18 protein-coding genes are annotated in these 26,992 nt (G+C 36.0%); 11 read left to right on the top strand and 7 right to left on the bottom strand.

Translation table 11 applies throughout. The features are described from left to right. Window positions 1-600 precede the first annotated feature (600 nt). The 3 genes from rpiB to H033_RS0102090 are packed head-to-tail and all read left to right on the top strand — an operon-like array spanning window position 601 to window position 2,396. The gene (gene rpiB / locus H033_RS0102100) at window positions 601-1,032 is read left to right on the top strand and encodes a ribose 5-phosphate isomerase B (protein WP_026836856.1); all 432 of its coding nucleotides are present in this window, start codon (window positions 601-603) and stop codon (window positions 1,030-1,032) included. Between the two features lie 3 nt (window positions 1,033-1,035). Further along, window positions 1,036-1,944 (top strand): cation diffusion facilitator family transporter, encoded by a 909-nt coding sequence (locus H033_RS0102095; protein WP_026836855.1) that lies wholly within the window; start codon window positions 1,036-1,038, stop codon window positions 1,942-1,944. Window positions 1,945-1,955: 11 nt separating this feature from the next. Next, window positions 1,956-2,396 (top strand): GNAT family N-acetyltransferase, encoded by a 441-nt coding sequence (locus H033_RS0102090; RefSeq protein WP_026836854.1) that lies wholly within the window; start codon window positions 1,956-1,958, stop codon window positions 2,394-2,396. 330 nt (window positions 2,397-2,726) lie between these two features. Here the strand turns inward: H033_RS0102090 and H033_RS0102085 are convergent, their stop codons facing one another. The 6 genes from H033_RS0102085 to H033_RS0102060 form a co-directional block, all read right to left on the bottom strand. Beyond that, on the bottom strand, window positions 2,727-3,968 hold the full coding sequence (locus H033_RS0102085; RefSeq protein ID WP_026836853.1) for a cation:proton antiporter: 1,242 nt from the start codon (window positions 3,966-3,968) through the stop codon (window positions 2,727-2,729). Between the two features lie 341 nt (window positions 3,969-4,309). After that, window positions 4,310-5,944: a S41 family peptidase gene (locus tag H033_RS0102080; protein ID WP_026836852.1), complete on the bottom strand. Its 1,635-nt coding sequence runs from the start codon at window positions 5,942-5,944 to the stop codon at window positions 4,310-4,312. Further along, entirely contained in the window at window positions 5,925-6,317 is a 393-nt protein-coding gene (gene rnpA / locus H033_RS0102075) for a ribonuclease P protein component (RefSeq protein ID WP_026836851.1), read from the bottom strand. Before rnpA ends, H033_RS0102080 begins: the two co-directional genes overlap by 20 nt. A 196-nt stretch (window positions 6,318-6,513) precedes the next feature. Beyond that, window positions 6,514-8,361, bottom strand: coding sequence for a M1 family metallopeptidase (locus H033_RS0102070; protein ID WP_034886009.1), 1,848 nt, complete (start codon window positions 8,359-8,361; stop codon window positions 6,514-6,516). A gap of 6 nt (window positions 8,362-8,367) precedes the next feature. Then, entirely contained in the window at window positions 8,368-10,044 is a 1,677-nt protein-coding gene (locus H033_RS0102065) for a S8 family peptidase (RefSeq protein ID WP_026836849.1), read from the bottom strand. 7 nt (window positions 10,045-10,051) lie between these two features. Beyond that, on the bottom strand, window positions 10,052-10,915 hold the full coding sequence (locus H033_RS0102060) for an MBL fold metallo-hydrolase (protein ID WP_026836848.1): 864 nt from the start codon (window positions 10,913-10,915) through the stop codon (window positions 10,052-10,054). A 304-nt stretch (window positions 10,916-11,219) separates the two neighbouring features. Between H033_RS0102060 and H033_RS0102055 the strand changes: the two genes are divergently transcribed. Further along, a complete protein-coding gene (locus H033_RS0102055; RefSeq protein ID WP_026836847.1) occupies window positions 11,220-13,085 on the top strand; it encodes a cation:proton antiporter in 1,866 nt (621 codons plus the stop codon). Window positions 13,086-13,350: 265 nt separating this feature from the next. Beyond that, window positions 13,351-15,381: a cation:proton antiporter gene (locus H033_RS0102050; protein WP_026836846.1), complete on the top strand. Its 2,031-nt coding sequence runs from the start codon at window positions 13,351-13,353 to the stop codon at window positions 15,379-15,381. A 154-nt stretch (window positions 15,382-15,535) separates the two neighbouring features. Here the strand turns inward: H033_RS0102050 and lepA are convergent, their stop codons facing one another. Then, on the bottom strand, window positions 15,536-17,332 hold the full coding sequence (lepA, locus tag H033_RS0102045) for a translation elongation factor 4 (protein ID WP_026836845.1): 1,797 nt from the start codon (window positions 17,330-17,332) through the stop codon (window positions 15,536-15,538). Between the two features lie 287 nt (window positions 17,333-17,619). Between lepA and H033_RS0102040 the strand changes: the two genes are divergently transcribed. The 6 genes from H033_RS0102040 (at window position 17,620) to H033_RS0102015 (ending at window position 26,881) form a co-directional block, all read left to right on the top strand. Beyond that, window positions 17,620-18,906: a sugar MFS transporter gene (locus H033_RS0102040; protein ID WP_026836844.1), complete on the top strand. Its 1,287-nt coding sequence runs from the start codon at window positions 17,620-17,622 to the stop codon at window positions 18,904-18,906. A gap of 23 nt (window positions 18,907-18,929) precedes the next feature. Next, complete coding sequence (gene murQ, locus H033_RS0102035; protein ID WP_026836843.1) at window positions 18,930-19,748, top strand: N-acetylmuramic acid 6-phosphate etherase; 819 nt, start codon at window positions 18,930-18,932, stop codon at window positions 19,746-19,748. 73 nt (window positions 19,749-19,821) lie between these two features. Then, window positions 19,822-21,453 carry a glycoside hydrolase family 10 protein gene (locus H033_RS0102030; RefSeq protein ID WP_026836842.1) on the top strand — a complete coding sequence of 544 codons (1,632 nt, stop codon included), beginning with the start codon at window positions 19,822-19,824 and terminating at the stop codon, window positions 21,451-21,453. Between the two features lie 15 nt (window positions 21,454-21,468). Then, window positions 21,469-22,479 (top strand): dipeptide epimerase, encoded by a 1,011-nt coding sequence (locus H033_RS0102025; RefSeq protein WP_026836841.1) that lies wholly within the window; start codon window positions 21,469-21,471, stop codon window positions 22,477-22,479. A 232-nt stretch (window positions 22,480-22,711) separates the two neighbouring features. Beyond that, window positions 22,712-23,929, top strand: a complete 1,218-nt coding sequence (locus H033_RS0102020; protein WP_034886008.1) for a C40 family peptidase — start codon at window positions 22,712-22,714, stop codon at window positions 23,927-23,929. Window positions 23,930-23,935: 6 nt separating this feature from the next. Next, a complete protein-coding gene (locus tag H033_RS0102015) occupies window positions 23,936-26,881 on the top strand; it encodes a glycoside hydrolase family 3 N-terminal domain-containing protein (RefSeq protein WP_026836839.1) in 2,946 nt (981 codons plus the stop codon). The last annotated feature ends 111 nt before the right edge of the window (window positions 26,882-26,992 follow it).

The following is a 26,992-nucleotide window of genomic DNA, read 5'->3' as shown; positions in this document are numbered from 1 at the left end:
ATATGATTACAAATTTAATCTAAGTATTTTTTTTAAATTCTATTAGAAACTTTTTTTAAGCTGACTGCTTTAAAACTGAAGTTATAAACACTTATATTATATTCATTTGTTTTCTTCTTTTTAAAAAATTAAAACTGTTGGTGATTATAGCTTGTTAACTTCTAGCATAACTTTTTTTAATAAAAATAGGTTTTTGAGATACCAACATTTTAGATAGACTTGTTAACAGGTTAATATATTTATAAGGAACTGATACTCTTGTTATTTTAATATTTACTTAACAATGGTTAACAATAATATGTTAATAGTAATTCTTAAAAACTATATCACTTTTGGTTGTTCACAATCTTCATTTTGCTGCTCATAACTTCCCAAGAAATTCTATAGTTATAATTAGGAGAAAACGATTTTATATTGCTATTCCAATTTCTGAGTAGAAAAACAAATTTAGTTGTTATATTCTAGCATATTGTTATTCACATTTCATCAAAAATCTTAACCGCTTAAAAACAGGGTATTTAGAAATAGTAATTAACAACGTAAATATTAATAGTTAACAACCCATTTTTTACCTTTGTTCAACCTTTAAAAACAAATAATATGAAAATTGCTATTGGAAATGATCACGCAGGAACCGAGTATAAGTTTGCTATTGTAGCTTATTTAGAATCTAAAGGAATTACCGTTACTAATTACGGAACAGATTCTGAAGCAAGTGTAGACTATCCAGATTTCGTGCATCCTGTTGCTAACGATGTTGAAAGTGAAGCAGTTGATCTAGGAATTATTATTTGTGGAAGTGGAAATGGAGCTTCTATGACAGCTAATAAGCATCAAGGAGTACGATGCGCATTATGCTGGACAGTTGAGATCACCAAACTTGCCAGACAACATAATAATGCTAATATACTAAGCATTCCTGCTCGTTATGTATCACAAACGCAAGCTGTAGATATGGTAGATGCTTTTTTAAATACAGTATTTGAAGCTGGACGTCATCAAACCAGAGTAGAAAAAATACCCGCTAACTAATTAATGGGACACAACCACGATCATGGACCTATTCAAGATATAAAAGGTAAAAACCTTTTGTTTTCTATATTTCTAAATATAGGAATTACACTTGCGCAAGTAATTGGTGGTTTGTTAAGTGGAAGTTTAGCATTACTCTCAGATGCGCTACATAACTTTAGTGATGTACTTTCTTTACTGGTAAGTTATATAGCTAATATTCTTTCTAAAAGAGATGCTTCTTTAAAACACACTTTTGGCTATAAAAGAGCCGAGATAGTAGCAGCTTTTGTAAATGCTTCTACCCTTATTGTAGTGGCCGTTATTCTTATTATTGAAGCAGTTCAAAGATTTCAGAATCCAGAACCTATAAATTCCAATCTCGTTATTTGGCTATCCCTTTTGGCGATTGTAGGTAATGGCTTAAGTGTTTTGCTTTTAAAAAAAGACAGTAAAGCTAACCTTAATATGCGGTCTGCATATTTACATTTGCTAACAGATATGATGGCTTCTGTCGCTGTGCTTGCCGGTGGATTATTAATGAAGTATTATCAAATTTTCTGGGTAGATAGTGTACTTACATTAGCTATCGCGGTATATCTGATAATTGTAGGATACGATCTGTTGAGATCGGCAACTAAAGTGCTTATGCTTTTTACGCCAAGCGATCTTGCTTTGGAAGACATAGCTGAAAAGATTTGTACTATTTCACAAATAAAAAATGTACATCATCTACATGTTTGGCAACTAAACGAAGCCGAAATTCATCTGGAGGCACATGTAGATTTTCATAAAGATATAAGCCTTTCAAAATTTGAAGAGCTCCTTTCTGAAATTGAAGAATTGGTGTATCATTCCTACGGAATTAATCATGTGAATATTCAACCTGAATTTGGAAAGTGCGAAAATAAAGATCTTATAGTTCAGGATTAAAAATTAAAAATATGCGAATTAAAGTAAAGACATTTCAGGAGTTAAGCTTGAAAGAATTATATGAAGTGCTAGCTCTTAGGTCTGAAGTTTTTGTGGTAGAACAAGATTGTATATATCAGGATATTGACGGAAAAGATCAAAAGGCTCTTCATATTTTAGGGTATAAAGATGAACAATTGGTGGCCTATACAAGATGTTTTAAGAAAGGAGATTATTTTGACGAAGCTTCTATAGGAAGGGTTCTAGTTAAAGAAAATCACCGTAAGCATGCGTATGGACATATTATTTTTGAAGCATCAGTAAAAGAAATTAAGTCTAGATACAATTCAGAAATTATAAAGATATCCGCTCAAAAATATCTGATCAAATTTTATGAAAGTCACGGTTTTAAGCAGATTGGAGAAGGATATTTGGAAGATGGAATCCCGCATATTGAAATGCTAAGATCTTAACGTAATGCTGTTAAGATAGCAGCCTTAAATTTGTAATAAACTGCAACAAAGCTAGCTTTTGTATTCTCGAAAAATAAGTTCTCCTGACTTCTCCCTCAGATTTGCGCAGATTTTACTCTAATATTAAATGGTTTTGTTAATCCCTCATTAATCAATAGAATTCCCCGTGGTTCTGCCTCGGGTGTAGCATCGATACAAACAAGCACACTATTGAGAAACAAAATTCAAAAACCAAGAAAAAAAGCCTAGTTTCTTGGTTCTTGTAGCGCAGCGATCTTATTTCTGATTCCACGATGGCTCTGCCCTGAGGTAGGTCAATTCAACTTTCATTTACTCCTTATTACCTAATTTGTCAAAATAGGCAATTATTCTTGGTGCCGTTAACCCATGTATCACAATAGAAATAAGAATGACGTAAAAAGTAATGGCGTAAAGTTCATTTTTATTTTCAAAATTATCATACTGTACAAATGCCCAGGATATATAAAATACAGAACCAATTCCCCGTATTCCCAGAAAGCTGATCGCAAGTTTCGTTTTTATAGGATCCTTAACTCCTATTAAACCGATAAGACCGGCTAGGGGACGAATAATAAGAACAAAAATAAAAGCAAAAAGAATTCCCTTCCAGTCTGTAAGGGTGAGAATTCCATTAAGGATAGAGCCTCCAAATAGGATTACCCAAACGGTTAATAAAAGTCTTTCAATTTCATGAATAAAATCGTGCATTTTGGTTTTATAATCTCCACTTATTCGTTCATAATACCGTAAAGTTAAACCCACAAAGAAAACCGCAAGAAAGCCGTAGCCATGAAGGATTTCTGTGAGGCCATAAGTCATAAATGTAAGGGAAAGTGAAACAAAGCCATCAAAGGTTTTTATACCAGTAACTACATGAAGCCTGTCAAGTAAGTAACCAATCAATCTTCCAATTACAATACCTATAATAATTCCTATCACTACTTTTAACAGCAGTTTATCCCAAACCCAGTTAGAAAAATTTAAAGTTGCCCAGCCACCGGCTTGTGCAACCATTACTGCCAGGTATGTAAAGGGATAAGCCATTCCATCGTTGAGCCCTGCTTCTGTGGTTAGGGTGAATTTTCTTTTATCTTCCGGTTCCTTTTCCCGGGTTGGTTCTTCTAGCTGAACTTCAGCTGCAAGTACGGGATCTGTAGGTGCGAGGATGGCCGCAAGAAGCAAAGAAGACGGAATACTGAAGGCAAGAAAATAAATGCCCATAAAATATGCAGCTGCAATGCAGATGGGCATAGTTATAAAAACCAGCAGCAATGGTCTTTTCCACGTCGAAAAAGAAAAAACGCTGCCTATTTTTAAGCCGGCTCCCATCAAGGCAATAATGACTATTAATTCAGAAAAATACATCAGGTTGATGTCACTCCATAATGGATCTGGCCAGGCTAATGGAGCTCCAATAGCATATAATAAGAATCCTAGGAGGATCAGAATGATAGGAAAACTGATTTTTACTTTTTTGGAAATTGAAGGTAACCATGCCATTATCAATGTAGCAAAGCCCAATGAAGCCAGCACTAGATAATGTTCATTCATAGGAAATATAGTTATAACAGATATTTTGCCATAGATTAAAAGAACTCCAATGTTAGTTTTAATCTAGTAAATAAAATTACCCTATTTTAAAATGATACTGCAGAATTTTGCAAAACTGTAACATTTTTTAAATGAATATTTTTTGAGATATGAAAGATGCTGAAACGATTCCGATAGCTTTCGGAACAGTATGACGGCAGTTAAAATAATATCCTCATCCTGTCCAGAAGCTGGAGTTTCAGGGTTTTTTATTCGGCGGCAACTTAGAAAATACGTTAATGATAGTTTATAAACACATTAAAAAAATTCAGGTGGCGTAGCTTATCTAAAAATTTTGATTTCTACTTCAAAATCCCTGAATATCTCGAATTATTTTCCAAAATAGCCTGTGCTTCGGTTATTTCAGGATTGTTAATAACGTAGTGTTCGTATAAACCTTCCTGATAGAAATATCTTTTAATTATTTCATCTGTCAAAAGCGTGGTGATCTCTGCTTTTTTAACTTCTAGATCTGCTTTTTTTGCTGTTTCAATTTCAGCTAAGGTTTGCTTATAATTATTAAGAATATTTTCACTAAAACCTTCCTGTTCAGCAGTGAATAATGCCTCTTCCAAGTCTTTTTCGGTACGAGTTTGGTAACTAAAATCACTTGTATTTAAATATGTTTTAAAAGCAGTATAATCTTCATTTGTAAATTTAAAATCTTGAGGACTCTCTAATTTATGGGTATAATAATATTGAGTAGCAAAATCAAAAATAGCATTGCTAGCCAATAAGGCGTTGGTAATTGCACTAAATTCTGAAGTCTTTAAAGTAACATCTGGCAAGACCCCTCCTCCATCAAAAACACTTCTTCCGCTCTTGGTTTTAAACTCGTTATAATCTTCCACTTTAGTACGAATCGCTTTCCCATCTTTATCTCGTTCGCGATAATTTAAGGCTTGAATACAGCGTCCGCTTGGGGTATAATACCTGGAAATGGTGAGTTTCAACTGAGTGCCGTATGCTAACTCCTTAGGACGTTGCACAAGCCCTTTTCCAAAACTTCTAGCACCAACAATCACACCTCTATCTAGATCCTGTATAGCACCTGCTACAATTTCGCTTGCCGATGCACTGCGCCCATTTATGATTACCACCAATGGAATTTTAGTGTTTATAGGTTCTTTTTGGGTGAAATATTCCCTGTTGTACTTTTCTATTACAGATTTTGTTGTGGTTATTAATTGGCCTTTATCAAGAAAAATATTGCTCACATTTATAGCTTCGCTCAATAAACCACCTGGGTTGCCTCTAAGGTCTAAAATAATCTTGGTTCCTCCTTGGGCTTCAAGATCCTTTAAAGCTTTAATAGTTTCAGAAGAAGCATTTTCATTGAATCTGGATAACACAATATACCCCGTTTTATCACTTAATAATTCATAAAACGGAACTGCTTTTAGAGTAACCATGCCTCTGGTTAAGGTTGTAGAAAGTTTCTTTCCTTGTCTTAAATAAGTAAGAGTAATCTGTGAATTTGGAGCGCCATTAAGCAAGTCTGAAGCATTATCGGTAAAATCGGCTACAGACAGGCCTCCAATCTCTATTATTTCGTCTCCAGGCTTTAAACCAGCTTTATCTGCCGGAAAACCTTTATAGGTTTCGAGGATAACAAAACTTTTCTCCTGAATTCTCACTGCGGCTCCAATTCCCTGGTATTCCCCGGCGGTATTCATTCTTGCAGCTTCAACATCTTGTTCGTTATAATAATTAGTATAAGGATCCAGATCTGCTAACATTGCTTTAATAGCAGTATCCATCAACTCTGCAGGATTGGTCTCATCTACATAATTCATATTCAGCTCCTTAAAAAGAGTAGTGAATATTTCTAATTGTTTAGCTATTTCGAAAAAATCGGTTCTAAAAGAGCTAGCACCAATAAAGAGGCTTATAGCAATAAATACTACCGAAATTCTTTTAATGATCCTGGTTTTCATGAGCGGTCTCCTTTTCTTTTAATTTGTTCAAAAGCTTAATAATGCAATCTGAGATCTCTTGAGCTTCATAATTTTTACGAGCGGTAAATATGAACATCAACGCATATTTCTGGTTTAAGTTGCTTTCTACAAGATACTTATTTTTCCTGAAAGCTTCTCGCATAAGCCTTTTCAAATAATTGCGGTCTACGGCTTTTTTAAAATTCCTCTTAGGAACCGAAACTCCGGTTTTACAAGTAGTAATTTCTGGGTTTTTAATAGGATGGTAGAGTAGTTTAATGGGAAACTGTTTAATGGAATTCCCTTCAGTAAAAAGGATATCTATTAAAATTTTGCTTTTCAGTTTTTCTGAAGCAGGAAATGTTTCGTTCATTATTACTATTTGATTCGGCTAAATTAAAAAAATCCGCTTTGGGAATTCCCAAAACGGATTTTCTTTTATTAGTGAAACTCTGTTTTAAAAAGGTGCAAAGCAACGAATTTAAAATAGTTAGTTAAACCTAGAATGAAAGCCTCGTGGAATTGTCCAGAGGTTATTTACTCTTAAATAATGTATTTATCTATACTAACTACTTGTTTTCAGAAGCAGTCATAGGAAACACATTATCTTCTCTGTTTATATCGGCCATTAATCCGGCCGGATCTAAAACAATGCTGCTAATAGAAGCCTTTGGCTTAGAAATGGTCAATTTATAAGTAGGATAAGCCCAAGCCCAATCTTTGGCAAGTGTTCTGTCCATACCTGTCTCTGCTGGTTTAACCCAACGCATCATTCTAAGCGGAATATGGATCATTTCTGAAGTTCCATCGGTATAAGTAACCTTAATATCTAATGGCATTGGCATTAATCCTTTGCGTTCAAGATTCACTGTTGTTGTTTGTCCTTCTTCAGTAAGATCTGTGATCGCATAATCTATAGTATTGGTTGTTTGCGTCCAGTCTATTAAATACCAATCTAACTCTGCTCCAGAAACTTTTTCAGCAATTCTAATAAAATCGTTTGGAGTTGGGTGTTTAAATTTCCACTCGTCATAATATCTATTTAATGTTTTCTGAAGGTTTTCCTGCCCAATTATATATCCTAACTGTGCTAAGAAAACAGAACCTTTGGTATAAGCCGCGGCTCCATAAGCCCCGTTAAGAGTATATCTATCTGCATGCGTGCTTTGTGGTTGCTCTACTCCAGATTTTGCCAAACCAACATATCCTCTAAAAGAACGTGCAAATACATTCTCTTCTTTAGAATCGCTGATCTCATTTTCTGCTAATGTTGAAATATAAGACGTGAAACCTTCGTCCATCCATTCGTTCACACTTTCGTTAGTTGCCATTAAATGCTGAAACCAGGCGTGTGCCATTTCGTGTGCCGTAACCCCAACTAAACTTCCAAAACTGCGTTCTCCGGTAATTAAAGTAGCCATGGCATACTCCATACCACCATCTCCACCTTGGATTACAGAATATTGATCCCATGGGTATGGACCAATATGCTCGTTAAAATAAAGCAATAACTCTTCGGTTTTTGGCTGAAGGTTTTTCCAATTTTCTTTTATCTCGGGATTGTTTTTGTATAAGAAATGTAATACAGTTCCATCTGCAGCAGTTCTTTTATCATGAATAAATTCCGGGTCTGCAGCCCAAGCAAAATCGTGCACCATTGGTGCTACAAAATGCCAGATATGCTTATCCCCCTTTTTTTGTTTTACTTTAGTTCCTTCAGCTTCATAACCATGTCCAATTTCTTGTGGGTTTTGAAGGTATCCTGTTCCACCTATTGTAAATTTCTTGTCTATTGAGATCTTTACATCAAAATCTCCCCAAACTCCATGAAATTCACGTCCTATATAAGGATCTGCATGCCATCCCTGAAAATCATATTCTGCCATTTTAGGATACCATTGCGTCATAGATAGCGCTACTCCTTCGGCATTATTTCTTCCAGATCTTCTAATTTGCTGAGGTACTTGCCCTTTAAAATCCATCTTAAAAGTTGCCTTTTCACCAGGTAAAAGTGGCTTATTAAGTTCAACTTCCAATACAGTTCCAACTTCCTTAAAAGAAAGGCTTGCTCCATCTTGGGTTAAAGTATTCACTTTTAAATAACCTTGCTCTGCTTCGGTTAATTTAGAAATTCTATCTCCTACTCTACTATCTGGATCTTTTATAGTTCTGGATCTAACATCCATCTCGCTTCCGGGTTGGAAGGCATTAAAAAACAAGTGATAAAAAACACGAACTAAAGTGTCCGGAGAATTATTCGTGTACTCTAATTCTTGATTTCCTGTGTACTGAAAGTTTTCCACATTCATATCCACTTCCATTTTGTAATCTACATGCTGTTGCCAATAGGAAGTGTTGTTTTGAGCCTGCGCCCAAATGCTTGTAAATAATGTAATTGCTATAAATATTTTCTTCATAATATATTATTTGGATTCTTTTTCAGCTAAAATTAATGCGTTATATAAGTTTACCATTTTTCCAGAAACGGAAAGATCTGTAAACTTCTTATTTAGGGTATTCTCACTTACAACTACCGTTGCTTTGGTAGAAACACCACTATTCATGATAATGTTCTTAACCTGAGCGGCTGATAATTTTGGATAGTAAGATCTAATTATTGCAGCTACTCCTGCAACGGCAGGTGCTGCCATAGAAGTTCCTTCTAAATATTCGTAAGTGTTATTTGGAGTAGTAGACCAGATCTTAGTTCCCGGTGCAAAAACATCTACATTGGATTTTCCGAAGTTTGAAAAGCCTGCAACCAAACCAGAACCATATTCATAATTTAAAGCTCCCACTGTTAACACATTATCTACTATTTCAGTTGAATTTTGTGGAGTTTGATCGTTTGGATATACCATTTTGGTATCCAGATCCAATCCTTCGTTTCCAGCAGCGTTTACGATTAGAACATCTTTAGAAGCTGCATATTTTAAGGCGTCATAAACAAATTCAGGATTTGGAGAGAAGTATTTCCCAAAGCTGGTATTAATTACTTTTGCTCCGTTATCTACTGCATAACGAATTCCTAATGCGATGTCTTTATCATATTCATCCCCATCTGGCACTGCACGAACAGCCATGATTTTAACATTGTTGGCTACCCCATCTATCCCGATGTTATTATTTCTTTTTGCAGCGATAATTCCAGCAACATGCGTTCCGTGCTTAACATCTTCTTTATCTTTTGTTGGCCCAGAAACTTTATTGTTTCCATATTTATTGTCTGTGATATCGTAAGGATTATCCCCCACAATAGCTCTTCCATCAAGGTTTAAATTGAAGTGAGTATCTATTCTATTTGCAAAATACTCAATAGCCTCATCCAATTCCTTTAATGCTGTTGGGATATTTTCATCTACATTATTCTGAATTTGAGAAAGCATTGCTTTATACTGCTGCATTTCTGGAGTAGTAGCTTCCATAGCTGCTAATTCTTTCTTGGTATAATCTTCTTTTCCAAGTTTTGCTGAAACCGCTTTATGGGCAATTGTAAGTTGTTGTTTTATCTGGTCGTATTGAGTTTTATTTTGAACCGTCTCATTATATTCTTTTTCATATTCTGCCTTAGCACTTACATATAGATCATATTCAGCTCTATTTCCAGAACTTATCCCACTTGCTGGTTTTCCGTCATATTTAGATCTTAATCTTTTATAGATACGTGTATATTCCATGTTTTCCTTAACCGCATCTCCAAGAAAATTCCAGCCATTAACATCATCTATGTATCCATTGTTATCGTCATCCTTACCATTGTTGGCTACTTCATCTCTGTTTACCCAAACAACACTTTTTAGATCTTCATGAGCTATATCCACACCGCTATCTAAAACAGCAACAATAACAGATTTTCCGGTTTTATTTTTAATGATTTCGCTGTAAGCTTTATCTATACTCATTCCTGGGATAGTATCTGTAACCAGATCATACTGCCCCCAATTTTTTAATTGAATATCTGTGAGCGGTGTAACTTTTAAAGGAATTTCATCTATGTTTTCTACCGGTGTAGAAATAAGAACTGGATTTGTAGTACCACAGGCAGCGAATATAAACGCTATACTTGCAATAAATAGGGGTTTATAAAAGGGTATTTTCATATGGGCTTTAGTTAAATAATTCGTTAAAAGTAAAAGTTTTATTTAATCTCACACCTTTTTCGGTGTGTTTAAGGGTGATTATCTCATTGTGGGCATCATGTTCTAGAAAAAGATAGAATTCCTCATCTGCCGCTTTATTCAAGAAAAGTTCTTTCTCATTAAGGCTTAGTAAAGGTCTGGTATCATACCCCATTACAAACGGCAATGGAATATGCCCTACCGTTGGCAATAGATCTGCCATAAAAACCAATGTTTTTCCTTGATATGAAATATGAGGGATCATTTGTTTATCTGTATGTCCATCTGCAAAAAACACACCAAAACCGAGTTCCTCTGCAGTTGTTAGGTTGCTAGTAGCTTCTTTTTCTAGAAAATGAAGCTTCCCACTTTGTTCCATTGGGATGATATTTTCTTTTAAAAAAGACGCTTTTTCACGAGCATTAGGTTGGGTTGCCCATAACCAATGGTCTTTATTGCTCCAAAACCGGGCGTTCTTAAATGCCGGTTCGTATCCGGTCCTGTTTTCATTCCACTGCACGCTTCCCCCGCAGTGGTCAAAATGAAGATGGGTCATAAATACATCGGTGATGTCGTCTCTATGAAACCCGTGTTGTTTTAGAGAGTTATCAATAGAATGATCTCCCCATTGGTAATAGTATCCAAAGAATTTATCACTTTGCTTGTCGCCCATTCCTGTATCTATCAGGATCAGCTTATCGCCTTCTTCAATTAATAAACACCGCGCAGCTATATCAATCATATTGTTATTGTCTGCAGGGTTAGTCTTGTTCCATAAAGATTTTGGTACCACTCCAAACATGGCTCCCCCATCCAGTTTAAAGTTACCCGCTTCAATAGGATATAATTTCATAATTTATGATTTAACATGCAAAGTACTAAAACCCCAATACATGCTTAAATTCAATCGTTTTTATTTTGTTTTTTTTAACAATTTTTTTTTTAAAGTAAAACAGAAATTTGCTCAAAACCGGTTATTTCACTAATCGACATTTCAATCTAATTTTTAGAAAATATAATACGCTGAAAAATAGATATATTGCAAGTTATTAAAAGGAATTTTGATGTAATAATATCCAGAAAATTTTCCACTTTCGTAAATAGCACTATTTTTATGCGACAGAGCTCATTATTATTAAATAGACAATAGAACTTCAATGTTAGAATTAGCAGGATTAATAATACTTGGAATACTTGCCCAGTGGCTTGCATGGAAAACCAAAACTCCGGCCATTTTACCTTTAATACTCATAGGGCTTTTCGTGGGGCCTTTTTCAACTTTAATTTCTGAAGACGGGACCAAGTGGCTGGAACCAATTTGGAATGGGGAAGAAGGACTTTTTCCTGGAGAAAGTCTATTTTATTTTGTATCCCTTGCAATCTCAATTATATTATTTGAAGGTGGGCTTACCTTAAGAAGAAGCGAAGTGGGAAATATTGGCCCGGTAATTTTGAAACTCATCAGTGTTGGAGTTGCAGTTACCTTCTTTGGAGCTGGTCTGGCCGCCCATTTTATCTTTGAGTTTTCGTGGCAAATATCCTTTCTTTTTTCTGCATTAATAATAGTTACCGGCCCCACGGTTATTTCCCCGATCCTTAGAAATATACCGCTGAAAACCCACGTTTCCTCAATTTTAAAATGGGAAGGTATATTGATTGACCCCATTGGAGCTCTTATTTCCGTTTTAGTCTTTGAATTTATCCGGGTAGAGGGCGGTCAGGATTTTACGGAAACCGCTCTTATCGAATTCGGAAAAATTATTCTTTTCGGCTTTACTTTCGGATTCGCTTTTGCAAATGTTCTGGCATTGCTTATAAAAAAGAACGTGATCCCGCATTATTTGTTAAACGTTTTTATCCTTGCAACCGTGCTGGGAGTATTTGTACTTGCAGATACTTTTGCACATGAAAGCGGACTTTTGGCAGTAGTAGTGATGGGAATGGTTATGGGGAATAAAGACCTTCCCAATATCAAGGAGTTGCTATATTTCAAAGAATCTTTAAGTGTTTTGCTGGTTTCAATCCTATTTATCCTTTTGGCGGCAAATATCGAGATCGAAGAGTTACTGCTCATTTTCAATTGGAAAGCCCTGATCTTATTCGTAGTTGTGATCCTTGTTATAAGGCCCCTGGGAGTGATTTTAAGTTCTCTTGGATCTGGTTTAAAGGCAAACGAAATTGCTTTTGTTAGCTGGGTAGGTCCAAGAGGAATTGTTGCGGCCGGGATTGCATCATTATTTGGGTTAAGGCTGGTAAAAGAAGGAGTTCCAGGAGCAGAATATATCACCCCGCTGGTGTTTATGATGGTTTTAGGATCTGTTCTGTTAAATGCAACAACCGCCAGAATATTTGCCAAAATGGTAGGTGTTTATGTGAAAAATGCTGAAGGGATTCTCATTATTGGAGCTTCTTCGGTTGCAAGGCTTATCGCAAAATATCTTCAGGATAATAACCGCCACGTCGTGCTTGTGGATAGTAACAATGATAACATCAATAAGTCTAAAGCGGTTGGTCTTGATGCTATTAACGGCAGTGTTTATGCAGATGATCTTTTTAATAATATAGAACTAAACGATATTGGTTACCTAATGGCTATGACGGGAAACAGTGATATAAACAAAACTGCCATCACCAGGTTCAAGAAGCAGTTTGGGGAAAAAGGTTCCTTTAGGGTAATTTCTTCTGATGAAATGAGTGATCCCGAAAGAAATCCTGCGGAAGGATTGTTTTCCCAAACAGATGATTACATTAAATTAACCGAAGTTTCCCGTAATTATCCGAAGATCCACGAAATCGATCTAAACAGTAAACAGCATTATGAAGGCCTTATCGAAATTTCTAAAACGGATCCCGATATTATTCCGCTTTTTGTAAAAAATGAGAAGGGGCAACTTGAAATAATACCTTCACATAGCGCAGAAGTGGAAATTATGGAAGATTCGAAGTTTGTTTATTTAGGAAAACAGATTCAAAAAGATGAAACAGAAAAAGATTACGAGGAGGCTGTAGATAAAGAGAATTAAAAAAATATTGATAAATTACGTTTGTGGAATTTGATGCTATTTCGCTTAAAATATAGATCAATTTCAATCCAGGATTGAATCTCTCATTAAAAGTTTGCTCCCCACATACCGTAAACTTATTGGAAAGGCTCTATGTTTTATGAATTTTTTGTAGAAATTTGGATTATGCACTGTTAAATTTGACTTTCATTTCTTTATTTTTGGGCTAAATATTTTTTAGAAAATAAATTCCAACATAATTTTTTTAACATACTAAGGTTTTTAGATGAATGAATTTTTAGAGATTTTATATCACGAATTTGAATTGCCATTTAGCAATCCTGTATTGGTTTTCTCCCTTATTTTGTTAATCATTTTAGTTTCTCCTGTTATATTTAAAAGACTTAATATTCCTGGTATAATCATGTTGATTATTTCGGGAATAATTATCGGGCCATTTGGTTTCGGTCTTCTGGAACAGAACTCGGCTATAGATCTTTTTTCTAAGATAGGCCTGCTTTACATTATGTTTATAGCCGGCCTTGAACTGGATATGAATCAATTCAAAGTCAACAAAAATAAAAGTTTTTTGTTCGGATTTTTCACCTTTATAATACCACTTGCTATAGGATTTCCAGTTTGTTTCTATCTGTTGGGGTATGATTTTAATGCCAGCTTTCTTACAGCTAGTATGTTTGCAACTCACACTCTTATAGCGTATCCTATTGTAAGTAAAATGGGGGTTTCCAAGAATGAGGCTGTGGCAATTACCGTTGGTGGTACTATTTTAACCGATACCGCCGTGCTTATTATTCTGGCCGTAATTATGGGGAATGCTCAGGATGGTGGTTTAACATTGGATTTCTGGATACGACTCGTAATCTCACTCACGATTTTTTGTTTGATCATGTTTTTTGTAGTACCAAAAATCGCAAAATGGTTTTTCACTAATCTTGAAAAAGAAAAACACTCTCATTATATTTTTGTACTCACCGTAATGTTTTTAGCTGCTTTTTTGGCTGAACTGGCAGGGGTAGAGGACATTATTGGAGCGTTTTTGGCAGGACTTGCTCTTAATAGATTTATTCCTCATTCCTCGGCGCTTATGAACAGAATTGAATTTATGGGGAACTCCTTATTTATTCCATTTTTCCTTATTAGCGTAGGTATGATGGTAGATATAAGCGTGATCTTTGGAGGATATATGGCTATAGTCATCGCAATTACACTTTCTGTGGTTGCGATCTCAGGGAAATGGCTTGCCGCATTTTTCACTCAGTACGTTTTCAAATATACCGCCTCACAACGCAAAGTGATCTTCGGCTTAAGCAGCGGGCATGCCGCGGCTACCTTGGCAGTAATTATTGTTGGTTATAATGCCGAAATAATTGATATCAATATCTTAAACGGAACTATTATACTTATACTTATAACGTCAATCGTGGCAACTTTAGCAACTGAAAATGCTTCAAAAATTATGGTTGCTGAAGCTAAAGATACAAATCCGGAGGAGATCAAGGAATCTGAAAGTTATAAAATGGAAAGTATTTTACTTCCTTTGGCCAATATGATAAACCTTGAAAAATTGTTGGAATTTTCAATTCTTATAAAAGACAAGAGTTCCAAAAATCCGGTTTCTATACTTACCGTTGTTCCTAACGATGAGGAAGCAGAATTAAATATCGCCCAAGCGAAAACAAAGCTGGAGGATTTTATAAAGCAAGCTTCTGCTACAGAAACTGAAGTAAATATAACTTCTACTATAGATCAAGATGTTGCCAATGGAATTTCCAGGAAATCCAAGGAACTTATCGCCGATTTAATCGTGATGGGCTGGCCTACAAGCTCTGGAAAGGCTAAAGTGATAGGTGAAAAAATGCACGGTATAATAGAGAATACTACCAAAACCATCTTTCTTTGCCATAGCGATAAACCCTGGGCCACACATCAAAAAATTATTTTGGCTGTACCTGAAAGATCTCAAGATATGGAGGGTTTTGAGCTTTGGGTAAAAAAGGTCATTAAAATTTCAGAGGAGCTAAGTGTACCCATAATTGTAAACTGCACAAAGAAAACCCAGGCTGCTATTGAGGAACTTACAGATAAATTAAATTTAAAAGCTCCATTTGAATTTAAGGAATTTAGTAACTGGGAAGACTTTCTTATTATTTCCAAAAATGTTCAACCGGAAGATATTATTATGCTTATTAGCGCAAGAAAAGGCAGTGTGGCCTACCAGCCAGTTCTCGATACAATCCCTTTAAAAATGGAAACTTATTTTGATGAAAATGCAAGGATCATGGTTTTTCCACAATAAGCCTCTGTTTAAATAAAATTAAACCCCAACAGATTTTGAAATCTGTTGGGGTTTTTAAATATCTCATGAACTTGCTCCATGGTAATTGATAAATTGGAGTATGCTCTCAGCGTTTATTTTTATTTTCTTTGCGTAAGGAGGATATTTCAGCGTATTAATCGTTCAGTTTAAGAACAGCCATAAATGCCTCTTGAGGAATCTCTACGTTACCTACCAATCTCATGCGTTTTTTACCCTTTTTCTGTTTTTCCAATAACTTTCTCTTTCTGGAAATATCACCACCATAACATTTTGCGGTAACATCTTTTCTCAATGCTTTAACGGTTTCTCTGGAAATGATTTTTGCACCAATAGCGGCCTGTATAGGGATATCAAATTGTTGTCTTGGGATTAATTCCCTTAACTTTTCACACATTTTCTTACCAATATCATAAGCGTTATCTGCATGTAATAATGCAGAAAGTGCGTCAACAATACTTCCGTTAAGCAAGACATCTACCTTTACAAGTTTAGATGCTCTCATTCCTATTGGGGAATAATCGAAAGAAGCATATCCTTTAGAAACAGTTTTTAGCCTATCATAAAAATCGAAAACGATCTCTGCTAAGGGCATATCAAAAGTTAGTTCTACTCGTTCAGGAGTAAGATAGTTTTGATTGGTAATCTGTCCTCGTTTATCAATACATAAAGACATTATAGACCCTACAAAATCAGATTTTGTAATGATGCTAGCTTTTATATAAGGTTCTTCTACTCTATTTAAACTTGAAGGATCTGGAAGATCTGTTGGGTTGTTTACCAGGATCTTTACTTCGGGATTTTTATGAGTAAATGCATGATAAGATACGTTAGGAACAGTCGTAATAACTGTCATATCAAATTCACGCTCTAATCTTTCTTGAATGATTTCTAGGTGAAGCATTCCTAAGAATCCACATCTAAACCCAAAACCTAGAGCTGCAGAGCTTTCTGGGATAAATACTAAGGAAGCATCATTTAATTGCAGTTTTTCCATAGAAGAACGCAAATCTTCATAATCTTCGGTATCTACAGGATAAATTCCCGCAAAAACCATTGGTTTTACATCTTCAAATCCTGCAACGGCTTCAGTAGTTGGATTTTTTGCATCAGTAATAGTATCTCCTACTTTTATTTCACGAGCTTCTTTAATCCCAGTAATTAAATATCCTACATCCCCTGCACAAATTTCTTTCTTTGGTTCCTGTTTCAATCTTAAGGTACCAACTTCATCTGCAAAATAATCCTTTCCTGTGGCAACGAATTTTATGTGTTGGCCTTTTTTAATGCTACCATTTATAACTCTAAAGTAAGTTTCTACCCCTCTAAAAGGATTGTAAACAGAATCGAAGATCAAAGCTCTAAGCGGAGCATCTATTTTCCCTGTTGGCGCAGGAATCTTTTCTATAATTGCTGAAAGGATCTCTTCAATCCCAATCCCGGTTTTTGCGCTGGCAGGAATTACATCTTCTACTTCACATCCTAATAATTCGACTATATCATCTGTTACCACTTCTATATTTGCACTTGGAAGATCCACTTTATTAAGTACCGGAATAATTTCCAGATCGTTCTCTAATGCCAAATACAAGTTAGAAATAGTTTGTGCCTGGATACTCTGTGCTGCATCTACAATTAGTAATGCGCCCTCACAGGCGGCGATAGATCGAGATACCTCATAAGAGAAATCAACGTGTCCCGGAGTATCAATAAGATTTAATACATACTCTTCTCCTTTATAGGTATAATTCATTTGGATCGCGTGACTCTTGATAGTTATTCCGCGTTCACGTTCCAAGTCCATACTGTCCAGTAATTGGGCCTGACTTTCACGATCGGTCACAGATCCAGTAAATTCAAGCAATCTATCTGCCAGAGTACTTTTTCCGTGATCTATATGTGCAATTATACAAAAGTTACGTATGTTCTTCATGAGTCAATTTCAGAGTAGGTATTGCCTGTAATTGGCAATCTTATTTAAGCTTACAAATATAGTTTTTTTAGAAACCATTAAAGAATTTATCTTAAATAGATAAATAGCAGTCTTCTGGCAGATTGTATTTTATGAAATATTCACTCTGGTCTTTTTTCTTCGGAAATTAAACAGATTGATTTTAAGCTTTCTGCTTGAAATGTATATCTTGGTTTAATTTTTAAAAGAATTCTTTTAAAACCGAAATTTTCTGAAGAAATAGCTAAATAGCAGCAACAATTCTATACATGAAAGACCCTATTATTGCCAATCCTGTTGAAGTAAATAAATCCTCCGGTACAAACAAATCTATATTTATTATCGGTGCTTTGTTTTTCATTTTCGGGTTTGTAACCTGGTTGAATTCGGTGCTTATTCCCTATTTACAAATTGCATGCGAGTTAAATTATTCTGAAGCTTATTTAGTGACCTTCGCATTTTATATCGCCTATTTGGTAATGGCATTACCTTCAGCCTGGATCTTAAAAATTACGGGTTTCAAAAAAGGAATGTCTCTGGGTCTGCTGGTAATGGCAGTTGGATCGCTGATTTTTGTGCCTGCAGCTTATTCTCGTACTTATGAATTGTTCTTGTTAGGCTTGTTCGTTCAAGGAACAGGTTTGGCAATACTTCAAACGGCTGCTAATCCATATGTAACCATTCTTGGACCTATAGAAAGTGCAGCAAAGCGGATAAGCATTATGGGAATTTGTAATAAAGTAGCTGGTTCTATAGCTCCAATTATTCTTGGAGCTATCGCATTAAAAGACGTGGATGCTTTGGTAGAGAACCTTAAAACTATGCCGACAGCACAAAAAATAGTAGAACTGGATCTGCTTTCAGAAAGAGTGATCTTTCCATATTTAGTGATGATGGCAGTACTAATTGTTCTGGCAATTTTGATCTATTTCTCAACTTTACCTGAAGTAGATACAGATCAGGAAGATGAAGAACTGGCAAATACCAATAGTAAAAAAACAAGTATTTTTCAATTCCCACATTTATTATTGGGAGCATTGGCACTATTCTTATATGTAGGAGTAGAGGTGATTGCCGGGGACACCGTGATTATTTATGGGGTGGCTCAAGGAATATCTTTTGCAAATGCGAAATTCTTTACTACATACACCTTAATCGCTATGTTGGTTGGATATTTAATAGGGATTCTTTGTATTCCTAAATATCTATCTCAAGAAAAAGCATTGAAGATCTCTGCAATTATCGGATTAGTACTTGGGCTTGCTGCCATATTCACCGATGGATTTATATCAGTATTGTGCATCTCATTATTGGGTATTGCAAATGCTTTGGTTTGGCCGGCAATTTGGCCAATGTCAATTTCAGGATTAGGGAGATTTACTAAAGTTGGCTCTTCGTTTTTAATCATGGCAATTGCCGGTGGAGCTATTATGCCATTGGTTTATGGATATTTCGCAGATCTTTCTTCTCCGCAAGAGGCCTATTGGGTAGTGATCCCTTGTTATTTGTTCATATTATTCTTCGCGACCTCTGGATATAAAATTAGAAGAGATTAAATTTGACTATTGAAATAAAACCCATGAATCAGAAGACCACAGAGCAGAGTTCTAATTACGAGGATCTGGAAAAAATGAGCACTTCAGCATTGCTGAAGAACATGAATGCTGAAGACAAAAAAGTTCCCCAAGCCATAGAAAAGATTATCACGAAGATCGAAGAAGTGGTTAATGTGATAGTGGATAAGATCTCCAAGCACAATGGCCGACTTTTCTACATTGGAGCAGGAACCAGCGGAAGGTTAGGAGTATTAGATGCCTCAGAATGCCCGCCAACATTTGGAGTTTCAGATAATGTAATTATCGGTTTAATTGCAGGTGGCGATGGAGCACTACGAAAAGCGGTAGAAAATGCAGAGGATGATCAAGAACAGGCCTGGAAAGATCTTCAGAGATTCAATATTAATGAGAATGACGTCTTGCTTGGTATTGCAGCTTCTGGAAGCACTCCTTATGTAATAGGAGGTGTAAAAGAAGCTAGAAAGAACGGACTTGTAACTGCGTGTATCACCAATAATGCAGATTCGGCATTATCCAAGGCTGTAGAATATCCATTAGAAATTGTAGTAGGCCCTGAGTTTGTTACCGGTAGCACCAGAATGAAATCTGGAACCTCCCAAAAATTGGTTTTAAACATGATCTCTACTGCAGTCATGATAAAATTAGGCAAGGTAAAAGGCAATAAAATGGTAGATATGCAGCTTTCTAATAGTAAGTTGGTAGATCGCGGAATTAGAATGATCATGGCAGAGCTGAATGTGGAAGAGCAATTGGCTGCAAAAATGCTTCAAGAGCATAAGAATGTTCGAGAGGTGCTTAAAAAACATAAAAATGAGCTTTAAAATAGTTGGAACTCTTTAGTAGTTTTTACTTTAAGAAGACTTCAAAAATTCACTTATAACCCCAATAAAAACTATGCGTAGAAATAAAATCATTCTTGCGCTTCTATTTGTGAGTCTGACGCTACTTTCAGCTTGTTCAGCCAAAAAAGCCGTTACAAAAACTCCGGAAAAACCGAAACATGAAGTTCCGGAAGTATTAAATAAGAACGTTCCCGAACGACCAATTCATTCCGTAGAAATTATAGAGAAACCGGAAATTGAAGAACCAATTGCAGAACTTAAAGACCGCAAAGGGCCAACTGCAATGCGCGAATTTAGAGCAGCATGGGTTGCTACAGTTGCCAATATTAACTGGCCAAGTAAATCTGGACTTTCTACCGCACAACAACAAAAAGAAGCACTCGCTCTTTTAGATTATTTAAAGGATCATAATTTTAATGCAGTGATCTTTCAGGCAAGGCCTCAGGCAGACGCCTTATATAAAAGTGATTTAGAACCTTGGTCTTTCTTTTTATCTGGGGAACAAGGAAAAGCTCCGGATCCATATTACGATCCCTTGGAATTTTGGGTGAACGAAGCCCATAATCGCGGGATGGAATTACATGTTTGGTTAAACCCATATCGTGCACATCATTCTACAGGTGGAGTAGTTGGTCCAAAATCTACGGTAAAAATGCATCCGGAATTTATGGTGAGTTTAAAGAACGGAATGTGGTGGATGGATCCTTCCAAACAGACAACACAAGATCATTCTGCTGCTGTGGTTATGGATATCGTTAAAAGATATGATATAGACGGAATTCATTTCGACGATTATTTCTATCCTTATGCATCTTATAATAAAGGACAGGATTTCCCGGATTCAGAAAGTTACCAAGCTTATTTAAAAACAGGCGGAAAGCTTACTAAGCCAGATTGGAGAAGAGATGAAGTAAATGGTTTTGTAGAGCGTATCTATAAAGATATTAAAGCTGAAAAACCGGAGGTTAAATTTGGAATAAGTCCGTTTGGAATCTGGAGACCGGGATTTCCAAAATCTATCTCTGGCTTGGATCAATACAATGAATTATATGCCGATGCCAAGTTATGGTTGAATAAAGGTTGGATAGATTATTTTACACCACAGTTGTATTGGAAGATAAATCAAACGGCTCAGAGTTTTCCAGTGTTATTGGGATGGTGGGAAAGTGAGAACACCGAAAAACGCCATTTATGGCCAGGAATAAATATAGATTTTGGGGGAGATACCAAGAATGTAGATGAAACCATCAACCAGATCATGCTTACAAGAGGCATGTTGCCAGATAGTAAAGGTGCGGTTCACTGGAGTATCGGTTCTTTGCTTAAATATCCTATAATATCTAAAGGATTAATAGATGGTCCTTATAAAAACGAAGCCTTAATACCGGCTAGCCCGTGGCTGAACAAAAAATCGCCAGCAGCGCCAAAGACTCAAATTATTTCTGAAGGAGGAAAAATTAATATAGCATGGGAAAAAGCAGATACTCAAGAGATCTCAAATTGGGTGGTTTATTACAAATATGCTTCAAGCTGGGAATATAAAATATTAAGTGGAAAAGAAACCAATCTAGACATTGACAAACTACTTATTGAGAACGGAAAGAAAATTCCTTTACTGGCAGTAGGAGTAACTGCTGTTGGAAGAACAGGAAATGAAAGCGATTTTAAAGAGATAAAACTCTAGTTATAAAAATCAACTATGAAACTGGAATTCTTCACCTTCGATCTGGAACTAAAGGACACTTTTACCATTTCGCATGGGTCTAGAAATTTTCAAGAAACCTTGATCGTCGCTATTTCTGAAGGTAATGTCACGGGATATGGCGAAGCTGCTGCCACTTCTTATTACGGTGTTTCTACAGAAGGAATGATTGCGGCTATTAAAAAGGTGGAACCAATTTTAAAGGAGAATGTTCAGCGAAATCCAGAAGAACTTTGGGAACTTACTTATCCGCTATTAAAAGATCAGCCATTTGCACAATGTGCTTTAGATATGGCGCTGCACGATCTGCATGGAAAAAGGAACGGCCAACCTCTTTACAAAATGTGGGGCTTAGAGCTAAAGGATCTTCCGATCACCAATTATACCATTGGAATAGATTCTGTTGAGAAAATGATCGATAAGATCCGTCAGTTTCCTTGGCCGGTCTATAAAATAAAACTGGGGACTACAGATGATGTTAGGATCATTAAGGAACTAAGAAAACATACCGATTCAACTTTTAGGGTAGATGCAAATGGTGCCTGGGGAGTAGAAGAAACCATACAAAACGCTATAAAATTAAAGGAATTAAAAGTTGAGTTTATTGAACAGCCATTAGCTGCAGATAATAATGAAGGGATGCCGGAAGTGTTTAAAAATTCGGTATTACCTATAATCGCAGATGAAAGTTGCTTAGTAGAAAAGGATGTTGTAAAATGCAGTGAATTTTTCCATGGCATCAACATAAAACTCACTAAATGCGGCGGAATTACTCCTGCATTACGAATGATTTCTGAAGCCAGAAAGTTGAATTTGAAAGTCATGGTGGGTTGTATGACCGAATCTAGTGTGGGTATTTCTGCAATAGCACAACTATTGCCTTTGCTAGATTATGTGGATATGGATGGCGCACTATTGCTGAAAAATGACATTGCAGATGGCGTCAAATCAGCAAATGGAAAAATTATATTTCCTGAGAGAAATGGAACAGGAGTTGAGTTGCTTTAGTTGTCATTCTGAACGGAATGTAATGGAGTGAAGAATCTCTTTGTGTCGAGATTCCTCCTTCGTCGGAATGACAAAGAAGAATCTCATTTTATCGAGATTCCTCTCCCGATGGCAATCGGAACGGAATGACAAAGAAGAATCTCATTTCATAGAGATTTACCGATGGCAATCAGGCTGGAATGACAAAGTCTATTAAATTGGATTTAAATGAATACAAACAGAAAATTTTGAAATGAGAAAATATATAAAAAGTGTAATTGGACTAGCGGCAATTGGGTTAGTAATAACCTCCTGTGATAAAAAGGAGGAGAAAGAGGAAATAAATTCAGAAGCAGATTCTATTATTTTGGAGGTAAAAAATGAATATGTTCCAGATAAACGAGTAGCTCTTTTTGAAGTTGAATCTTATAAAAAGGATGGAAAATTGATCGTGAAAGGAGATTCAAATCTTCCCAATGCGGTTAATAGCTTAAGGTCTCAATTAGCAGCTAAAAACATTGCATTTATAGATAGTTTACATCTTTTACCAGAGGGTGAGCTTAAGAACACCTCAAATGCTGTGGTTAAGATCTCAGTAGCGAATATTCGATCTAATCCGGCACACTCTGCAGAATTAGCTACACAGGCCACTATGGGAACTCCTTTAAATGTTCTTAAACATGAAGGAGATTGGTATTTGGTGCAAACACCGGACAAATATTTAGCATGGGTAGATCAAGGCGGAATCCAATTGATGTCGGATTCAGAAATGGAAATCTGGTTAAACAAACCTAAACTTATTTTCACAAATACTTTTGGATCTTCCTTTACCGAAGCTTCAGATGAAGCACAAGTAGTTTCAGATCTTGTTGCAGGAAATGTTGTAGAAATAGTGAGCGAAAAAGGCTCTTTTTATGAGGTTAAATATCCTTCAGGAACTCCTGCTTTTATCAAAAAAGATGAAGCTAAATTATATCCAGAATGGATAAAATCCTTAGATCCTTCCGAAGAAAATTTGGTAAACACTTCCAGATCTTTGATGGGATTACCTTATTTATGGGGTGGCACTTCTTCTAAAGGAGTAGATTGTAGCGGATTCACTAAAACTATTTATTTCTTGAATGGAATTGTTCTACCAAGGGATGCTTCTCAACAAGTCCATGCCGGAAAACTGATTGATTCTACCAGAAACTTCGAAAAATTGATTCCCGGAGACCTTTTATTCTTCGGAAGAAAAGCAACAGATTCTACTTCAGAGAAGGTGGTACACGTAGGAATGTGGATAGGTGATAACCAATTTATTCATTCTTTAGGGAATGTACATATTAGCACTACAGATACCACTGCTGCAGATTTTGACGAATATAATTACAACAGATACCTTAGAACTAAGAGAATTTTGCCGGACAGCGAAAAAGTAATTCGACTTTCACAAAGTGATCTCTACGGAAAAATAGATGCCCAAAAGTAAATCACTATGCGATCTTTCAAATTCCTTTGCTTAGTATTTTTCTGCTTTAACCTTTCTGGGTATGCCCAAAAGGATTCTATAAAATCACCTGAATTTTTAAAATTCACGCAAAGCGTATGGGTAGATTCTGTAATGACAACTTTGTCCAAAGAAGAAAGAATTGCCCAACTTATAATGGTTGCTGCTTATTCCAATAGAGGAGAGGAACATAAGCAAGAAATTTTAAAGCTGGTAAAGAAACAAAAGATCGGTGGTCTTATCTTTTTTCAGGGCGGGCCAGTGCGTCAGGTTAAACTAATTAATGAATATCAAGCAGCTTCAGAAGTGCCATTATTAGGAGCGATAGATGCGGAATGGGGAATTGGGATGCGCTTGGATAGTACTATAATTTATCCTTTTCAGATGAGTTTAGGTGCCCTTCAAAATGATAGTTTGATCTATGCTATGGGAGTTGAAGTTGCCAAACAGATTAAGCGGGTAGGACTGCATTTAAATTTTGCCCCTGTGGTAGATGTAAATAATAATGCTGCAAATCCTGTGATCAATTTTAGGTCGTTTGGGGAGAATAAAGTGAAAGTAGCAGAAAAAGGAATTGCCTATATGCTTGGCTTGCAAGATAACGGAGTCTTACCAACGGCCAAACACTTTCCTGGTCATGGAGACACCGATACCGATTCTCATTACGCTCTGCCCAGAATAATGCATTCCAGAGCAAGACTAGACGACACAGAGTTATATCCCTTCAGGGAGATCATAAAAGCTGGAATTGGCGGGGTTATGGTGGCTCATTTGGACATTCCAGCTTTAGATTCTACTGGAATTCCATCCACACTTTCTAAACCTATTATTTCGGGTTTATTAAAGGACGAACTTGGGTTTCAAGGATTAATAGTTACCGATGCTATGAACATGAAAGGTGTTACCAAAGATAATTCTCCCGGTGTTGTCGATAAAGATGCAATTCTTGCGGGAAATGATCTTCTGGAATTTACAGAGGATGTTCCAAAAGCAATTCAGGAGATCAAAAAAGCAATTAAGAAAGGATTGATCTCTCAAAAAGAGATCGATGATCGATGTAGAAAAATTCTAGCTATAAAACAATGGGTTGGACTTAACAATTACAAGCCAATAGCTATAAAGAATATTGATGAAGATCTCAATTCCTCTTCTGCAGAGCTTTTAAACAGAAACCTTACCGAAGCTTCCTTAACGGTTCTAAGGAATGAGTCAGAACTATTGCCATTACAAAGACTTGATTCTTTAAAAATCGCTTCTATATCTGTTGGAGGGGAAGCAAACAATCAGTTTCAGAAGACTTTGGGATTGTATTCAGAAATAAAACATTTCAACATTCCTTATGAAGCTACTAAAACGGAATTGGATTCGGTAAAAAATAATATTTCAGCATTCAATCTTGTGATCATTGGAATTCATGATGACAGCAAGTATCCTAGAAACAATATGAAGATCTCTGCAGAAGTGCAATCATTTCTGAAAGCTATCGCTGAAACGAAGAAAAGCATTCTTACATTTTTCAAGAATCCCTATTCCTTAGCAAATCTTGAGGTTGCTGAAAGTACTTCGGCCTTGATACTTACTTATCAGGACAGTAAAAATTCAGAAGACCTAGCAGCGCAATTAATCTTTGGTGGAGTAGGAGCCAACGGGAAACTTCCTGTAAGTATTGGAAATAAATATATAGAAGGTGATGGATTAACATTTTCTGGTGGACTCAGATTTAAATATACATTGCCCGAAGATGCTGATATGAATGCCGAACTTTTAAATAGAAAGATCGATTCCCTGATGCAACAGGCAATGGATTTAAAGGCTATTCCCGGAGGACAAATTCTGGTAGCAAGAGATCAAAAAGTCGTTTTTCATAAAGCTTATGGTTACCAAAGTTATTCAGACACCACAAAAGTGAAATTATCAGATCTATATGATCTTGCATCTGTTACTAAAATAACTTCTGTTCTGCCAGCTTTAATGAAACTGAAGGATGAAGGGAAATTTAGTTTGGAAGCAGGAATAGACACCTATCTTCCTTATTTCAAAAACTCTAATAAGTCGGGTATTTCCATGAGAAAGATCCTGGCACATCAAGCAGGCTTTAAATCATGGATCCCTTATTGGGAAACTACTCTTAGAAGAAATGGCACCTATAAATGGAAAACCATTAAGAAGGATTCTTCGGCAAGATTTCCTGTAAAGATCGCTGAAAATATGTGGCTTTTTAAGAATTATCAGAAAGAGATCTTTAAGCAGATCAAAAGATCTGACTTGGAAAAAGAACAAAAATATCTTTATTCCGGACTTGCCTTTTATTTGTTGCCAAGCATTATTGAAAACCTATCTAAAGAAGAATTTACAAGTTATTTAGATGCTAATTTCTATGATAAGTTAGGTTCAACTAGCCTTACTTATAATCCAATGAAGAAATATGATCTGGATAAAATTATTCCTACCGAGAACGATTTTTTCTTCAGAAAAAGAACTATTCATGGAAAAGTGCATGATGAAGGTGCTATAATGATGAGCGGTGTTTCCGGGAATGCTGGCCTTTTTTCCAACGCAAATGATGTAGCTAAATTGATGCAGATGTATCTTAATAAAGGAATTTATGGTGAAGTGAACTATATTTCTGAAGCTACTCTAGAGGAATTCACGAAATATCAATTTCCCGAGAACGGGAATAGAAGAGGCTTAGGTTTTGACAAACCATCTTTAAATGAACGCTCAATAAACGGGAATACTGCAATCTCAGCTAGTGATGCTAGTTTTGGTCATACTGGATTTACGGGAACTATGGTTTGGATGGATCCTGAAACTAAACTTTTGTACATTTTTCTATCAAACAGGGTGCAACCTACTCGAGACAATACCTTGCTTTATAAACTAAACACGAGAACCAATATTCAGCAGATTCTGTATGATGCGATTATAGAATAAATCACAGGAGATTGTATTAGAATTTTATACTTAAAATTAAGAGATATTCCATTTGGAATTTGGCATGTATGTTATAGGAAATGTTATATTTGTTCACTATATCAATCAAAT

It is taken from the genome of Gillisia sp. JM1, assembly GCF_000424645.1.
In the GTDB taxonomy this organism is placed as follows: Bacteria; Bacteroidota; Bacteroidia; order Flavobacteriales; family Flavobacteriaceae; genus Gillisia.
This window is presented reverse-complemented; position numbering and strand designations above follow the sequence as displayed.

Coding starts and splice junctions, on each gene's coding strand:
- H033_RS0102025 (WP_026836841.1), top strand. CDS start 21,469: ATGAAACTGGAATTCTTCACCTTCGATCTGGAACTAAAGGACACTTTT.
- H033_RS0102050 (WP_026836846.1), top strand. CDS start 13,351: ATGAATGAATTTTTAGAGATTTTATATCACGAATTTGAATTGCCATTT.
- H033_RS0102095 (WP_026836855.1), top strand. CDS start 1,036: ATGGGACACAACCACGATCATGGACCTATTCAAGATATAAAAGGTAAA.
- lepA (WP_026836845.1), bottom strand. CDS start 17,332: ATGAAGAACATACGTAACTTTTGTATAATTGCACATATAGATCACGGA.
- H033_RS0102090 (WP_026836854.1), top strand. CDS start 1,956: ATGCGAATTAAAGTAAAGACATTTCAGGAGTTAAGCTTGAAAGAATTA.
- H033_RS0102065 (WP_026836849.1), bottom strand. CDS start 10,044: ATGAAAATACCCTTTTATAAACCCCTATTTATTGCAAGTATAGCGTTT.
- murQ (WP_026836843.1), top strand. CDS start 18,930: ATGAATCAGAAGACCACAGAGCAGAGTTCTAATTACGAGGATCTGGAA.
- H033_RS0102020 (WP_034886008.1), top strand. CDS start 22,712: ATGAGAAAATATATAAAAAGTGTAATTGGACTAGCGGCAATTGGGTTA.
- H033_RS0102060 (WP_026836848.1), bottom strand. CDS start 10,915: ATGAAATTATATCCTATTGAAGCGGGTAACTTTAAACTGGATGGGGGA.
- H033_RS0102015 (WP_026836839.1), top strand. CDS start 23,936: ATGCGATCTTTCAAATTCCTTTGCTTAGTATTTTTCTGCTTTAACCTT.
- H033_RS0102055 (WP_026836847.1), top strand. CDS start 11,220: ATGTTAGAATTAGCAGGATTAATAATACTTGGAATACTTGCCCAGTGG.
- H033_RS0102030 (WP_026836842.1), top strand. CDS start 19,822: ATGCGTAGAAATAAAATCATTCTTGCGCTTCTATTTGTGAGTCTGACG.
- H033_RS0102070 (WP_034886009.1), bottom strand. CDS start 8,361: ATGAAGAAAATATTTATAGCAATTACATTATTTACAAGCATTTGGGCG.
- H033_RS0102085 (WP_026836853.1), bottom strand. CDS start 3,968: ATGAATGAACATTATCTAGTGCTGGCTTCATTGGGCTTTGCTACATTG.
- H033_RS0102040 (WP_026836844.1), top strand. CDS start 17,620: ATGAAAGACCCTATTATTGCCAATCCTGTTGAAGTAAATAAATCCTCC.
- rpiB (WP_026836856.1), top strand. CDS start 601: ATGAAAATTGCTATTGGAAATGATCACGCAGGAACCGAGTATAAGTTT.
- rnpA (WP_026836851.1), bottom strand. CDS start 6,317: ATGAACGAAACATTTCCTGCTTCAGAAAAACTGAAAAGCAAAATTTTA.
- H033_RS0102080 (WP_026836852.1), bottom strand. CDS start 5,944: ATGAAAACCAGGATCATTAAAAGAATTTCGGTAGTATTTATTGCTATA.